The sequence below is a fragment of the Palaeococcus pacificus DY20341 genome (assembly GCF_000725425.1).
GTDB classification, from domain to species: domain Archaea; phylum Methanobacteriota_B; class Thermococci; order Thermococcales; family Thermococcaceae; genus Palaeococcus; species Palaeococcus pacificus.
On the sequence record NZ_CP006019.1, the window covers coordinates 724295 to 737476 of the forward strand.

The 13182-nt window shown below is 42.4% G+C and carries 12 protein-coding genes and 1 CRISPR repeat array (1 of these 13 running past the window's edge); of the genes, 7 read left to right on the forward strand and 5 right to left on the reverse strand.

Annotation, left to right across the window (positions count from 1 at the left end):
• Positions 1 to 87: 87 nt before the first annotated feature.
• Positions 88 to 540, reverse strand: coding sequence for a single- stranded DNA-binding family protein (locus PAP_RS04135; RefSeq protein ID WP_048164829.1), 453 nt, complete (start codon positions 538 to 540; stop codon positions 88 to 90).
• Positions 541 to 596: 56 nt separating this feature from the next.
• Here PAP_RS04135 and PAP_RS04140 point away from each other — a divergent pair, with 56 nt between their 5' ends.
• Genes PAP_RS04140 through PAP_RS04155 form a run of 4 tightly spaced genes read left to right on the forward strand, consistent with a single transcriptional unit; the run spans position 597 to position 4214 of the window.
• Entirely contained in the window at positions 597 to 1274 is a 678-nt protein-coding gene (locus tag PAP_RS04140) for an adenylate kinase (RefSeq protein ID WP_048164830.1), read from the forward strand.
• Complete coding sequence (locus PAP_RS04145; RefSeq protein WP_330217314.1) at positions 1202 to 2059, forward strand: heparan-alpha-glucosaminide N-acetyltransferase; 858 nt, start codon at positions 1202 to 1204, stop codon at positions 2057 to 2059. The genes PAP_RS04140 and PAP_RS04145 overlap by 73 nt, the downstream gene beginning before the upstream one ends.
• Before the next feature lie 43 nt (positions 2060 to 2102).
• The gene (locus PAP_RS04150; protein ID WP_144367988.1) at positions 2103 to 3416 is read left to right on the forward strand and encodes a M20/M25/M40 family metallo-hydrolase; all 1314 of its coding nucleotides are present in this window, start codon (positions 2103 to 2105) and stop codon (positions 3414 to 3416) included.
• 39 nt (positions 3417 to 3455) lie between these two features.
• On the forward strand, positions 3456 to 4214 hold the full coding sequence (locus tag PAP_RS04155; RefSeq protein WP_048164833.1) for a YchF/TatD family DNA exonuclease: 759 nt from the start codon (positions 3456 to 3458) through the stop codon (positions 4212 to 4214).
• Between the two features lie 24 nt (positions 4215 to 4238).
• On the opposite strand, the gene mrtA is transcribed toward PAP_RS04155, so the two are convergent.
• A complete protein-coding gene (mrtA, locus tag PAP_RS04160; RefSeq protein ID WP_048164834.1) occupies positions 4239 to 4832 on the reverse strand; it encodes a CPBP family archaeomyxosortase MrtA in 594 nt (197 codons plus the stop codon).
• Between the two features lie 84 nt (positions 4833 to 4916).
• Entirely contained in the window at positions 4917 to 5762 is an 846-nt protein-coding gene (locus tag PAP_RS04165; RefSeq protein ID WP_052649067.1) for an FKBP-type peptidyl-prolyl cis-trans isomerase, read from the reverse strand.
• Positions 5763 to 5850: 88 nt separating this feature from the next.
• Here PAP_RS04165 and ftsY point away from each other — a divergent pair, with 88 nt between their 5' ends.
• Entirely contained in the window at positions 5851 to 6756 is a 906-nt protein-coding gene (ftsY, locus tag PAP_RS04170) for a signal recognition particle-docking protein FtsY (RefSeq protein ID WP_048164836.1), read from the forward strand.
• An 18-nt stretch (positions 6757 to 6774) separates the two neighbouring features.
• On the opposite strand, the gene PAP_RS04175 is transcribed toward ftsY, so the two are convergent.
• Positions 6775 to 7329, reverse strand: coding sequence for a flavoprotein (locus PAP_RS04175; RefSeq protein ID WP_048164837.1), 555 nt, complete (start codon positions 7327 to 7329; stop codon positions 6775 to 6777).
• Positions 7330 to 7391: 62 nt separating this feature from the next.
• Here PAP_RS04175 and PAP_RS04180 point away from each other — a divergent pair, with 62 nt between their 5' ends.
• Positions 7392 to 7838 (forward strand): HAD family hydrolase, encoded by a 447-nt coding sequence (locus tag PAP_RS04180; RefSeq protein WP_048164838.1) that lies wholly within the window; start codon positions 7392 to 7394, stop codon positions 7836 to 7838.
• Positions 7839 to 7853: 15 nt separating this feature from the next.
• Here PAP_RS04180 and PAP_RS04185 read toward each other — a convergent pair whose 3' ends face one another.
• A complete protein-coding gene (locus PAP_RS04185; protein ID WP_048164839.1) occupies positions 7854 to 10523 on the reverse strand; it encodes a DEAD/DEAH box helicase in 2670 nt (889 codons plus the stop codon).
• Between the two features lie 57 nt (positions 10524 to 10580).
• On the opposite strand from PAP_RS04185, the gene PAP_RS04190 reads away from it, so the two are divergent.
• Positions 10581 to 11198, forward strand: coding sequence for an IMPACT family protein (locus PAP_RS04190; protein WP_048164840.1), 618 nt, complete (start codon positions 10581 to 10583; stop codon positions 11196 to 11198).
• A 484-nt stretch (positions 11199 to 11682) separates the two neighbouring features.
• A CRISPR array of direct repeats spans positions 11683 to 13182; the repeat unit is 30 nt; unit sequence GTTCCAATAAGACTTTAGAAGTATTGAAAG; it runs 1938 nt beyond the window's last position.

Genomic DNA, 13182 nt, shown 5'->3' on the forward strand with positions numbered 1-13182 from the left:
CACGTATATTAGTGTTTCTGGTCTCTATTGCATTCGGGCTAACCTACATATAGTTAAGTTCAAGATCAATAAATAAAAGCCTCTCAGTCACTCTTTCTCAAAATTGAGCTCTAATCCAGTATGCTCTCTCTTAATACGCTCCACGACTTTGGTTATCTCTTCACTGAGTTCTTTTAATTTATTAGAAAGCCTGCTTAGCTCTTCAATTGCTATCTCTAAAGCCTTTTCACGCTCTTCTACTTCTTCCATAGCTCTAGCAAGCTTTTCTTCTTCATCCTTTTTATAGACCTCAATTTTCACTCCATCGTAGTTCCAGTGAATAAGCCCTTCTTTAACCTCAAAAGGTGCTTGTATCCTTATTACGTCTTCTTTTTCCACACCCAGTTCTTGGAATTTCTTAAAGATGTAGCGGTTTAATTCTCCTGCGGCTCTTACAACCTCTTCGGGTTTGACGCTTCCCTTAGTGATGGCAAAAAGAACCTTCCTAACTTTATTTGCATACCCACTTGCCCTTACAAAGCCGGTTAGAAGCTTTGCCATGGGCATCACCGAATTCTTTTTATGGTTTTAAACCCTAAAACATTATTGGTGATAAAATGAACGTACTAATTTTTGGACCTCCTGGAAGTGGAAAAACGACCCATTCAAAGACGATAATTGAAAGATATGGACTTTTTTACATATCCTCGGGGGATTTAATTAGGGCGGAGATAACCAAACGGACGGAACTTGGAAAGGAGATGGAGAAGTTCCTGAAAAAGGGGGATTTAATCCCTGATACAATAATAAATGTCCTTGTTTTGAGTAAGTTGAGAAGAGTGAGGAACAATTTTATTATAGATGGCTATCCTCGTAGCGCTGAGCAAGTTTTAGCGCTTGAAAACTATCTCTACGATCATGGAATAAAGCTTGAACTCGCTTTGGATATTTTCATCCCAAAGGAACTCAGCATAGAGAGAATAAGCGGTAGAAGGATATGCAGTAAATGTGGGGCGGTTTACCATGTTAAGTACAGCCCTCCAAAGGTAGATGGAAAATGCGATATCTGTGGGGGAGATGTGATCCAAAGGGAAGATGATAAGCCGGAGATAGTTGCTAAAAGATATGATATCTACATAAAAAACATGAAGCCTATCATAAAGTTTTACAAAAAGCAGGGAATTTACGTTAAAATAAATGGGAATGGTAGTGTAGGGGACGTTTGGGAGAGGATAAGGCCGCTTTTGGACTTCATTCACAACAGAGAGGAGAAGAGAAGGGAGCACGAGCTTTAACATTGATTTATTTGAGGGTCGTGGCAATGTTTGGCAGTGAACTCTATTCAAGAGGCCGCTTTTGGGAGGTGGATTTTGCAAGAGGCGTTGGTATAATCATGATGGTTATTTCAAACTTTGTTACTGACTTGCAATATTTCCTAAACTACTCCGGGCATCCACTCTTTTGGAAGCTTTTTGCTTACACTACTGCATCCATCTTTGTGTTCATCTCGGGCCTGTCCTTTTGGATAAGCTACTCTAGAAGCATAAAGAAGAGCCCAAGGCCATATGGGAAGTATTTTCGACGCTTTGGAAAGCTCTTTGGGATTGGATTGGTGATTACGATTGTTACTTATCTATTTTTAAGTGACGGTACAATTTACTTTGGAATTCTACATTTCTTGGGGCTGGCAAGCATTCTAGCAATTCCTTTCTACTCCTTTGGAAAGAAAAATGTACTTTTCGCTATTTTCTTCATTTTCGGGTCTTTACTTGTCTCTAGAATACATGCAAACACTTTACTTTTCCTTCCGCTCGGCATAACTCCACAAAGCTTCTTTACCCTTGATTATTTTCCCATATTCCCCTGGTTTGGTGTTTACCTCCTTGGTTTAGCCGTAGGTTCCTTTGCATACCCTAAAGGTGAAAGAAGCTTTGAAGTAGCTTTTCCAAGTTTTATTCCCGTGGAGTTTATATGCTTTGCAGGGAGACACACTTTAAAGATTTATGTAGCTCATCAGCCTATTTTGGTGGGCCTGCTCTTTTTACTCCATGGTGGCTTACCTAACTTGACTATTCCCTAAAATATTAAATAGCCTTTCGATGCATATCTTAACGGTGGTTGGAATGCTTGAACTTTTAAAAGAACTTGTAGCGTTTGAAACAGTTAACGACCCTTCAAAGGGGAAGAGACCATCGAAGGAGTGTCCATTGTTTATCAAAGACACTCTTGAAAGCTGGGGAATAGAAAGTGAGCTTGCTGAGAGGGAGGGTTATTATGCAGTGTACGGCGAAATTGGAGTAGGGGAGCCAAAAATTATGTTTATGGCCCACTTTGATGTCGTCCCAGTGAACTTGGAAGAGTGGAAGACGGACCCATTTAAGCTCACTATAATCGGGGACAGGACTTATGGGAGAGGGAGCGCAGATGACAAGGGAAATGTCGCGGCTGTTATGCTCGCCCTAAAAGAACTCGCTAGAAAGGACTTAAAGGGCAAAGTGCTCTTTGCTTTTACAGGTGATGAAGAGATCGGCGGAAGAATGGCTATGCACATGGCTGAGATGCTGAAAGAAGAAGGAAATCTTCCTAAATATCAAATCAACGCTGATGGAATTGGGATGAACCCAATAATAAGGCGCAGAAAGGGTTTTGGGGCTGTTGTAGAGGTTCCCCCGGGGAGAGTAAAGATCAAAGGAGGGCTTAAGGAGAGGACATTTAAAATAAGCACCCCCATCGTGGAGACAAGGCACGCAGCCTACTTTCTCCCAGGCGTAGATGCTCATCCACTAATAGCACTCTCGCACTTCTTGAGAAGCTCCAATGCCTTAGCTGTTAAGATTGAAGGCAAGTTTTTAAAGTCCAACGTTGTTCCGAGCGAAGTTACTCTAACATACGTAGAGCCCAATGGTGCCGATGAAATTGAGGCGGATTTGGGGTTAACGACGCTTTTAAAGACTGTCGTCCCTCTCGTTAGGACACCAATAAAGGCAGAGAAGTACAGCGACTATGGGGTTTCAATTACACCCAACATCTACCGCTTTGAAGACGGAATGCACAAGCTCTACATCGACGTTAGAGCGATGAGCCACTCTCCGGAGAATATTAAGAGTGCATTTGAGGAGGTTTTAAAGTTCAACCTACCAAATGCCAGGCTCATCTTTAAGAACAATCCAAGAGCGGGATACTTGTTTACATCCCCTGAATCACCCCTCGTCAAAGCCATTCTCAAAACCTTGGAGGGCTTTGGAGAAAGAGTAAAGCTTATAGAAGGGCCTGGTGCTTCGGACTCACGCTATTTCACTCCCTACGGTGTTGAGGCAATAGACTTTGGGCCAAGGGGCGGAAACATTCACGGACCAAATGAATACGCTGAGGTGAAGTCTCTAAAGATTCTTCCAAAGGTTTACGAAAAAATTGCGCTCGAGCTTTTGAGGGCTTAACTTTATATTTCTCCTCTTCTCTCTTGGTTTGGTGGTGCTATGATAGATGCTCACGCTCATATTGAGATGTTTAAGAGAGATGCTCCGCTTATTATAGAGGAGAGCCGAAGGAGCCTTAAGGCAGTAGTGGACTCTATAACGGAGTACCGGAAGTTCCACGTTTGGAAGAGCTGGGAGCTCCTTAAAGAGCACTTTGACTTTGTTAAACCTACGCTCGGCTACGCTCCAAATGAGGCTAGAAGAGGCAACTGGGAGAAAGTGAAAAAAGTGGATGCTTTTATTTTGGAACATTCGGATGAGATTTACGCCATTGGCGAGATAGGTTTAGACTTTTACTATGCTAAGAGCGAGGCTGAAAGGAAAGCTCAGAGGGAGATATTTCACCACTTCCTCAACTTAGCGGTTGAGCTTGATAAACCAGTTGTGCTCCACGCGAGAGAAGCCGAAAAGGAGGTTTTTGAAGCCATCCAACGAGCTGGCGTGAAGGCTTATTTCCACTCCTACAGCGGCGATGTCCTCTTAGCGAGAGAGATAGCAGAGAATGGACATTATATAGGCATAAACACGGGAATAGCATTTATTCCCGAGGTTAGGGAAGCAGCTGAAAAGGTAGAGCTTGAGGGCATATTGGTGGAGACAGATGCTCCTTATATGAGCCCAGTTAAAGGCGAAAGAAATAAGCCTTGGAACGTGAGCTTTGCTATAAGGGAAGTCGCTACTCTCAAGGGGCTTAGCTTTGAAGAAGTTGAGCAAAAAACTGAAGAGAATACGGTGAAATTCTTTGGACTTAAACTTTAATTCTTTAATTAAATAATTCAATTTTTATGCAATTATGCATAAAATGTCAAAAACTACAGCCCCAATCCAGTGGAGGAGAAAGCTCGGGAGGAAGCTCTCGCTCTTCAAGTCCATTTTCGCAAAAACTATACCTGCTATGAATGAGTAAGGGAGCTCAAGTGGTGGTTTTCCGATATGGATAAGCGTATATGGAATATTCTGTGCTAGAATTCCCATCCATTCGTTTTTCTTAGCTAAGGGAAAGAGGAGAATTCCTCTGTAGAATGCCTCATGAGAGAGCATTATCGCTCCGATAAGCAACTCTTTTAGGAGAAAATCTCTCCATGACGAGTAGGTAAAAATGGGGTAAAAGTTCTTAAAGCTCTCTAGAGTGGAGGCATAAATGCTCAGGGGGAGCGTTAAAAAGAATAAAGCCAAAGCCCACTTGTATCCTTCTCTATTTCCAAGTTTAAAACCGAGCTCCTTTGGTTTGAAGCCGAGGAGATATGCTAAAATTAAGGGTAAAGCCAAGTAGAAGAGTGTATCATAAAAAGCCCACTCGTAGATGTTCTTACCGAGACGCCAGTTTAATGCTATGAAAATGAGCGAGACTGCGTAGAGGACATAGGTCTTCGACATAACCCTCTATAAGGGGGAACTTTCCTAAAAATCTTTCCCTTTAGAAAAGCAACTCAATATTAAGAAGAGTAGAAAAAGGGAAAATCACTCTTCTTTCTCTTCAGCTTCCTCTTCCTTCTTTTCGGCTTCTTCAGCTTCTTTTGGCTCTTCCTGCACTTCTTCTTTGATCTCTTCGACCTTTTGCTCTTCCTTGGGCTCCTCTTGGGCTTCCTCTGTTTCTTCGGCTTCCACTTGAAGTTCTGGTGGTTTCAATAGGTCCTCAACTGTTGGCTTGAACTCTATCTTCTCGTAGCCCAAAGCCTTGAGGTCCGCCTCTAGGAGTATTTCGCCCAGAGCCATGTGTCTTGGGTCTGTAGCTTGTTCTCCAAAGTCGATTATGACTTCCTTCTCGCCGACTTCGATTTGCACCTTCTCCATGTCAATCTTTGGCAATCTTAGGTCTATCATGGCCTTAACTTGCTCAATTGGGTCGTCCACCTTCTCTGTAATCTCGACCTCATAGACGAGGGTCTTTCCAGCTAAGGGGTGGTTGAAGTCTACCCTCACCCTTCCGCTTGAAACGCTTAAAACCCTCGCTCTTTTTCCATCAATCTCGACCTCAAGGCCGGGGAATGGGTAAACCCCGTGCTTCTTGAATTGTCCCAAAGTGAGAGTCTTTATGAGCTTGAAGTCTCTCTTTCCAAAGCCCTTCTCAGGAGGAACCTCTATCTCATACTTTTTGCCGACTTCTAAGCCTTCCAAAGCCTCGTCGAGGCCCTTTAAAACGTGTCCAGCCCCTATAATTATGGGCACTGGTCCATAAACTCCGCCCTCTTTGTAGATTCCAGCTTCCTTTGCAACCTCTTCGCTCGTGGTGTCAAAGACTTCGCCAGTCTCTTTAACTTTACCTGTGTATTGGAGCCTTACAACATCTCCTTTTGCCACTTTCATGAGCATAACCTCCTTCTTTTTAAACCCATAGCCAATTGAATGAGAGAGCTTATAAATATTTTTGCAATCCTTCTATGGGGGATGTGAAATGTTTGGAAAGCTAAAGGAAAAGTTAAACTCATTCGTTGATAAGGTTGCTCAAACAGAAATAAGTGAGAAAGACGTTAATAATGCTTTAGATGAACTTGAATGGGAGCTTTTGGAGGCAGATGTTGCATTTGAGGTTGTTGAAGAGCTTAAAGAGAGAATTAAATCAGAGCTTGTCGGCCGGAAGGTGAAAATTGGAACAAATAAAAGAAAGATAGTTGAAGATGCCGTTGAAAAAGCCGTGCTTGATGTTCTGACACCTCAAAGGAAGATAAACATCATTGAAGAGATAAGGAGCAAAACTGAGAAACCCTATGTTATAGCCTTCGTTGGGTTCAACGGAAGCGGAAAAACCACTACAATAGCGAAGCTCGCCAACTATCTAAGGAAGCATGGGTTGAGCGTTGTCATAGCAGCGAGCGACACGTTTAGAGCTGGTGCAATAGAGCAAGTTGAGGAGCACGCAAAGAGAGTTGGTGTGAGGGTAATCAAGCACCGTTATGGAGCGGACCCAACTGCGGTAGCTTATGATGCCATTCACCACGCAAAGGCGAAGGGAATTGATGTTGTGTTAATAGACACTGCAGGAAGAAACGAGCTCAACAGAAACCTCATGGATGAGATGAAGAAGATAGTTAGAGTTACAAAGCCTGATTTGGTGATTTTTGTAGGTGATGCTCTGGCTGGAAATGCTATAATCGAGCAGGCGAGACAATTTAACGAAGCAGTGAAAATTGATGGAGTAGTGCTTACCAAACTCGACGCCGATGCAAGGGGCGGTGCCGCTTTGAGCATAGGACACGCAATTGGTGCTCCAATACTCTTCATAGGTGTTGGTCAGGGCTATGATGACCTAAAGGAGTATGATGAGAAGTGGATGCTTGAGAAGATATTTGGAGAGAGCTGATTTCTCTCAACTATTTTTCTAGTCCAGTTTTATTACCCTCCTAACCCCTTCTTTGGCAGCCTCAAGTGTTCTCGGAACCTCCTTTGGGTGCTCTAAAATTATTACTCCCTCATCTCTAAGCGCTTCTAAGTGCTCCAAGTCCACTTTTCTCGGGTAAATCATAAAGACTTGGCCGTTTGGTGCCCTCGTTTCCACGATGTGCTTTGAGTCTGTCGGGACTAAAATTAGAGGAACTTTGCTCTTCAGTGCCTGCGATGCACAGCACGAGAGGAGAGAGTCGGCTATTCCAAGGCGGATCTTTGCTACTGTGTTTGAAGTTGCAGGGGATATCACAAAAACGTCAAACCTCTTTAGGTTGAAGGCACCGCAGGGCGGAAAAGCAAAACCCTGTTTTGATTCCCTGACAATAGGAAAATCTCCTATTTGCTCCAATACACCGTACATCCTGGCAACCTCTTCACCAGCCCGGGAGAGGAAAACTTTTACTTCGTGCTTCCCGCTGAGCGTTTCCATAACCTCAATGCTCTCCTTTAAGAGGTGGCCTGCGCCGCTTATGCCCCACGCAATCCTCATACTATCACCTGATTTTGGATAAACCTTAAGACCCTTTAAATCCTTCTCTATGTGGTGATAGCATGGAGATCCCAAACTATGGAAAAATTGAGGCTAAAGCTGTGCTCTTCGATTTAAACGGAACTTTAGGGGTTGAGGGAAGGATAAGTGAGGAAGTGAAGAGGCTCTTAGAGCGGCTCAGCGAAAGATACACCGTTGTGGTCTTAAGTGCAGACACATTTGGAACGCTTGAAAAAGAATTTAAGGGCCTCAACGTTAAAATCGAGCGTGTTAGGAGTGGAGAAGACAAAAAGGAGAAGGCTGAAAAATATGCCCCATATATAGCCGTTGGAAACGGCAATAACGACGTTGGAATGCTTGAAATGAGCGAGCTCGGCATTTGCGTTATCGGTGAAGAAGGAGCAAGCGTTGATGCTCTCTTGGCGAGCGATATTGTTGTAAAAGACGTAAAAGATGCTATGGCTCTGCTGCTCAATGAGAAAAAGCTCATAGCCACGCTTAGGGGATAAAGGGAATAGTGAAATTTACTCCTTCAAAGCCTTTTCCCAAATCTTTATCGCTTGCCATTTATCAAGAAACTCATTGAACGTGCCGCACTTAGGTGAATAGACGCAGAGAGGACAGCCATCCCTGCATTGACACTTTTTAAGATGCTCAAAACTCCGCTCCATCAGCTTTTCGACATTCTCATACAAAATCTCAGCTAAGCCAAAGCCGCCTTCATTGCCGTCGTAAATAAATACGAGAGGCCTCCCAACATGAGGTGGATTTGGAAAGCTCTCATAGCTGTAGCCGCCAAGCTCTCTCGAATCAACATAGGTGAAAATCGGAGCAATTTTAATCATGTTGTGCTCTATCGCATGCAGTCCGTTCCCAATGCCGTCCTTGCTGTCAATCATCTTCTTTACTGCTAAAACCAGCTCCTCATCTTCATTTTTAGCCTTTTTCAACGCTTCGCCTATTGTTTTCCTTATGTAGTAAGTCGTTGCTCCCAACAGCTCCGGAAAGAGCTTTTTTCTGTCTAAGTGCTCATAAAGGCCAAAGGCTAAATCGCCTTTATCTCGCTCCACGGCAAAGTTGAGGAACTCATGAAATTCTTCTCTCACAACTTCCCTAATCCCGTCCGGGAAGATGAGCCAAATTCCATCCGTCTCAAACTCCCTCTCCAATGGCGTATCAAACTCAACCTTAGCGAAGAGCTCCCAGTTGAGTATGCTCCACTCCTCTTCATCCATACTTTCCCCTTCACCCATAAGGGGCGAGTAAATTTCTCCTTTCAAAATACCCTCCTCTTTGAGTTTGCTCAGCTCTTGAAGATAAAGCGGAACGCTTTTTCCCTTAACAACATAGCCCCAATAGATATGCTTTACCCTTAAGCGGCCGATATGAATCTCAACGCCTTTGTAAAGCTTTTTGTCGTAAACTTGAAGAATCTCGACTTCTTCTCTCTTTGAGGCAAACGTTTCAACCTCCCAAAAGCGATTGAGCTTTTTAGCAAATATGAAGTGGAACTTCCCAATGCTCAGCTTGTCTTTGACCATATACAGCTCGCCTCTTGAGAAGTAGGCCATTCCCGGAAGGAGAGAGCGGTAGTATTCGGGCTTGTCAACCTCTTCAATGATGTATCCCTTCATCTTGAGCCAGTTTATGAAGCGGAGGAGCTCACTCATGCTTCCCTTCTCCAACAGATTATACCTTATCCAGTGCTCATCTAAAATGAGGTAATAGCTCTCATCGCTCGCTGTTCTGATTGATGAATAGCTAAAAACAGGCCTCAAAATTCTAAGTTCCTTCTTCTGCGTTAGCGGATTGTGATAAATCTTTGCCTTCTTTTCCTTTATGAGTTCTTCAGCAACCTCTTTTTCAAAATCTGTTAGCTCATCCCAGTCGAGGACTTTAAGCTCGCTCAGGAGGTAATGGAGGTGCTTCTTGACAACCAAACGGTTCTTCAAATTGACCGGCATGTATTCAATTATTCCATTTTCCAATCGCTCAACGAGCTCGTCCAAGTGCTCTTTATAATAATAGTCAAGGCCGTTCTTTCTCAAAACGATGCCGTTTATAGCCTCCCTCTCCTTTGAGCGGCCAGCTCTTCCAAACCTCTGGATTAGGGAGAAAAGCCCGTCTGGAGGGATTCCATAGTTGATGACAGCATCTAAATCGCCGATGTCTATGCCTAATTCGAGGGCATTTGTCGTGAGCAAAACTAAGAGCTTTCCTTCTTTAAAGTCGCGCTCAATCTCCCAGCGGATGTTTTTTGGCAGAGTTCCTTTGTATGTTGAGGTCTTGTAAACTGCTGGAGAGGAGAGAAGGAAGCGCATTAGCTTTTCAGTGCCCCTCCTTGAATCGAAGAAAACGAGGGTTTTAATCCCCTTCTCAGCAAGCTTTTCTACAACGGCCCTTAAAAGCTGCATTTCATTCAATCTCCTGGGCTCAAAGAGGATTAAATGGCGCCTAGGAAATGGGTTGGTCGCTTTGGTTATCGCTTCAAAAGGCATGCCAAAAAAGTTCTCAGCGAATTCTTTAGGGTTTCTAAGTGTTGCTGAGAGAGCTATGATTTGGAACTTTGTGTTGAAGTGTTTTAACGCCTTTAAAAGCCGCCTAAAGACGTAAGCAGCATTCGTTCCAAAGACGCCGCGGTAGATGTGAAGCTCATCGACAACGAGAAACCTCAGGTTTTTCAAAAGCCAGTCGTACTGCTTTTGGTTCTTAAGGATGTTGTAATGCAGCATGTCTGGCGTTGTAAAAATTACCCTTGGCTTTTCTCTTAAGAGTGCTTTTCTCTCGCTCCACTCTACATCTCCCGTGAGAATTTTAGCTTTTATCATCTTCCCCGTTGTTTGAAAGAAGTGGAAGTTCTCGAGAGAAAACTTCTCATACTGGTTGTTTATCAAAGCCCTCGTTGGATAAACAAGGAGGTAAGTATTGGAGGGATTGGAGAGGTAGTTGTCAAAAATAGATAAGCGAAATATCTCACTTTTCCCACTGGCTGTTGGGGTTGTAACGACGATGTTCTTTCCAGAATAGAGAGCGTTTAAAGCTTCAGCTTGGTGTTTATAGAGTTTGAAACCTAAATTCCGGACTAGCTGGTTTACTTGGGGATTTTTAAAGTTGAACTCATCGTAAGCAGCTTCCTTTGGTGGAAACTCCTTGAGAGCTGCGAGCTCGCTTTTTAAGTCTTTGATTATGTGCATAATAATAAGTAGTATGAAAACCTTAAAACATCAACGGAACAATTTCTAGTGGTGGGTATGGAGGGCTATAGAACACTCAAAGGAATCGGAACTGTTGAAAAAACTTTCAAAGATTCGGTCTTCATAGGTTATGCCTCGCCAGCTAAGAGCGAAGAGGAAGCAAAGGCATTCATAGCAAAGATTAAAGCTTACCACAGCGACGCTACACATAACGTTTCGGCATATCTAATTAATGATGGATCGAAGTTTGCGGTGCGCTATGACGATGATGGAGAGCCAAAGGGAAGTGCAGGGAAGCCTGTTCTCAAGGTTATTCAAAATAAAGGCCTCAGCAATGTTGTTGTCGTTGTGACGCGATACTTTGGTGGGACTAAGCTCGGCTATGGCGGTTTGGTTAAGGCATATTCAGAGACAGCGAGCGGGGCAATAGAAAATGCTGGAATTCTTGAGGTCTATGAGAAGGAATACTTTGAGGTGCGCTTTCCTTACAGCCTGTTTCACACTGTTAAAAGCACCCTTGAAGGTAAAGGAGAAGTCGTGGAGGAGCACTACGACGAGTTCGTTACTTTTAAAGTGGCTATAAGAAAAGGGGAAGCTGATGGGTTGATTGAGACCATTGTAAATGTCACGAAGGGGAAAGCAAGGGTTAGAAAGTTATGGTGGGAGAAACCCTAACTGAAGGTTTTTCGATGCAAGCTCTAAATTTTTGTTTTTCTCGACTCTAGCTATTCTGGTTATATTTTAATGAATAAGACTCTAAAAATACATTGTGAGTGTTTAGTAATTCAAGGTTATTAAATCACTTTTTGGTATAAATCTCATCGATTTTTATAACGTTTTAAATATATACATTTGAAACCGGGGGTTGAGAGAGCTCTTTTTATAGACATCCTCATAAAAAACTGGCCTTTTTTAATTTCAGGACTTTCTAAATGATATTGCTGAGCTTAGGCCTTTGTTTGGCCGTTGGAAGTCTTATGAACATTCTCGTTCATTATTCTAAAGGCTTTTTTTGAAATTTTAGCTTTTACATTGGCGATTATATAATGTTTGAATTTGGAGCCACTTAGAGCTTAATTTTTTACCCCTTTGCCATAAGACTTTTATAGTTAAAGCCCATTTAGTTCCCTATTAGAGATTTAAAGGAAAATCTGCTCCTGTTCCAATAAGACTTTAGAAGTATTGAAAGTTGGGGAAAAAGAAGAGTTCAAAGAAGAAGAACAGCGTTCCAATAAGACTTTAGAAGTATTGAAAGTTTTAATAATGTCTAGCTCTTTGAATTGTTCAAAAGAGTTCCAATAAGACTTTAGAAGTATTGAAAGTTGTAGAGACTTCTAGTTCACTGTCGGCTTTTGAAAGTTCCAATAAGACTTTAGAAGTATTGAAAGAACGCGGAGAACTTTGTGGAATTTTTAGGAATTTCGAGGTTCCAATAAGACTTTAGAAGTATTGAAAGATCGGGCAGGTTGCGGAGTGGGTAGTTGAAAAAGTGGTTCCAATAAGACTTTAGAAGTATTGAAAGCTCTGGCGTGAGAGGTGCAAAGTTTGCAAAGATATTAGTTCCAATAAGACTTTAGAAGTATTGAAAGCACTCAAGGCGTTGCAGCACATTGAGATTGAGATCCGGTTCCAATAAGACTTTAGAAGTATTGAAAGTCATCTTTAGCATGAAGTAGCTCAAAGGAGTGTTTGGTTCCAATAAGACTTTAGAAGTATTGAAAGGACAACATTAAGTGCCTCCCTCGTTTTAGTATAGATCGTTCCAATAAGACTTTAGAAGTATTGAAAGTCGTAATCATAGAGATAAAACGTTCCTGTCCATGATGGAGAGTTCCAATAAGACTTTAGAAGTATTGAAAGCGTATCTAAGCACGTCTTGAGGATTATCGGCGCTCTTGAGGTTCCAATAAGACTTTAGAAGTATTGAAAGTAAAGTCTTCGTTTTTGCTAAAAAGCCTATCATGCTGTTCCAATAAGACTTTAGAAGTATTGAAAGACATTTGTCGTTACAACTGCGAAGTTCTCAAATGAGAGTTCCAATAAGACTTTAGAAGTATTGAAAGGGCTTTTGATCCTGCTACTATGCCATAGCTAACTAAGTTCCAATAAGACTTTAGAAGTATTGAAAGGGCTGAAACCAGGCTCATAGTCTTTGGCCAGGTTGCTGTTCCAATAAGACTTTAGAAGTATTGAAAGAGGGAAATGGTAGCTGAGCCTGCCCCTGCTGTGCAGCAGGTTCCAATAAGACTTTAGAAGTATTGAAAGCACAAGGACGAATGCGAGGAATTTTGGGACTTGGATGTTCCAATAAGACTTTAGAAGTATTGAAAGAATTGTAGAGGGCGCACAACTGCGCTCTTGAGGAGAGGAAGGGTTCCAATAAGACTTTAGAAGTATTGAAAGCGAAGAATTGAAGCTAAAGAACACGCAAGCGCACTATGTTCCAATAAGACTTTAGAAGTATTGAAAGGGGGACATGATTATGTTTCTGAATGGACAGGCAGAACGTTCCAATAAGACTTTAGAAGTATTGAAAGAAAGACATATTAGAAGGATTATTAAGGCGTTTGAAGGTTCCAATAAGACTTTAGAAGTATTGAAAGCTCATCAGAGCACTATGAGGAGGAGTTCAAGGCTGCGTTCCAATAAGACTTTAGAA

What these genes read in the sequence shown, in the direction of transcription:
- PAP_RS04135 (WP_048164829.1), bottom strand. Translation starts at nt 540, where the DNA reads ATGGCAAAGCTTCTAACCGGCTTTGTAAGGGCAAGTGGGTATGCAAAT.
- PAP_RS04140 (WP_048164830.1), top strand. Translation starts at nt 597, where the DNA reads ATGAACGTACTAATTTTTGGACCTCCTGGAAGTGGAAAAACGACCCAT.
- PAP_RS04150 (WP_144367988.1), top strand. Translation starts at nt 2,103, where the DNA reads ATGCTTGAACTTTTAAAAGAACTTGTAGCGTTTGAAACAGTTAACGAC.
- PAP_RS04155 (WP_048164833.1), top strand. Translation starts at nt 3,456, where the DNA reads ATGATAGATGCTCACGCTCATATTGAGATGTTTAAGAGAGATGCTCCG.
- mrtA (WP_048164834.1), bottom strand. Translation starts at nt 4,832, where the DNA reads ATGTCGAAGACCTATGTCCTCTACGCAGTCTCGCTCATTTTCATAGCA.
- PAP_RS04165 (WP_052649067.1), bottom strand. Translation starts at nt 5,762, where the DNA reads ATGAAAGTGGCAAAAGGAGATGTTGTAAGGCTCCAATACACAGGTAAA.
- ftsY (WP_048164836.1), top strand. Translation starts at nt 5,851, where the DNA reads ATGTTTGGAAAGCTAAAGGAAAAGTTAAACTCATTCGTTGATAAGGTT.
- PAP_RS04175 (WP_048164837.1), bottom strand. Translation starts at nt 7,329, where the DNA reads ATGAGGATTGCGTGGGGCATAAGCGGCGCAGGCCACCTCTTAAAGGAG.
- PAP_RS04180 (WP_048164838.1), top strand. Translation starts at nt 7,392, where the DNA reads ATGGAGATCCCAAACTATGGAAAAATTGAGGCTAAAGCTGTGCTCTTC.
- PAP_RS04185 (WP_048164839.1), bottom strand. Translation starts at nt 10,523, where the DNA reads ATGCACATAATCAAAGACTTAAAAAGCGAGCTCGCAGCTCTCAAGGAG.
- PAP_RS04190 (WP_048164840.1), top strand. Translation starts at nt 10,581, where the DNA reads ATGGAGGGCTATAGAACACTCAAAGGAATCGGAACTGTTGAAAAAACT.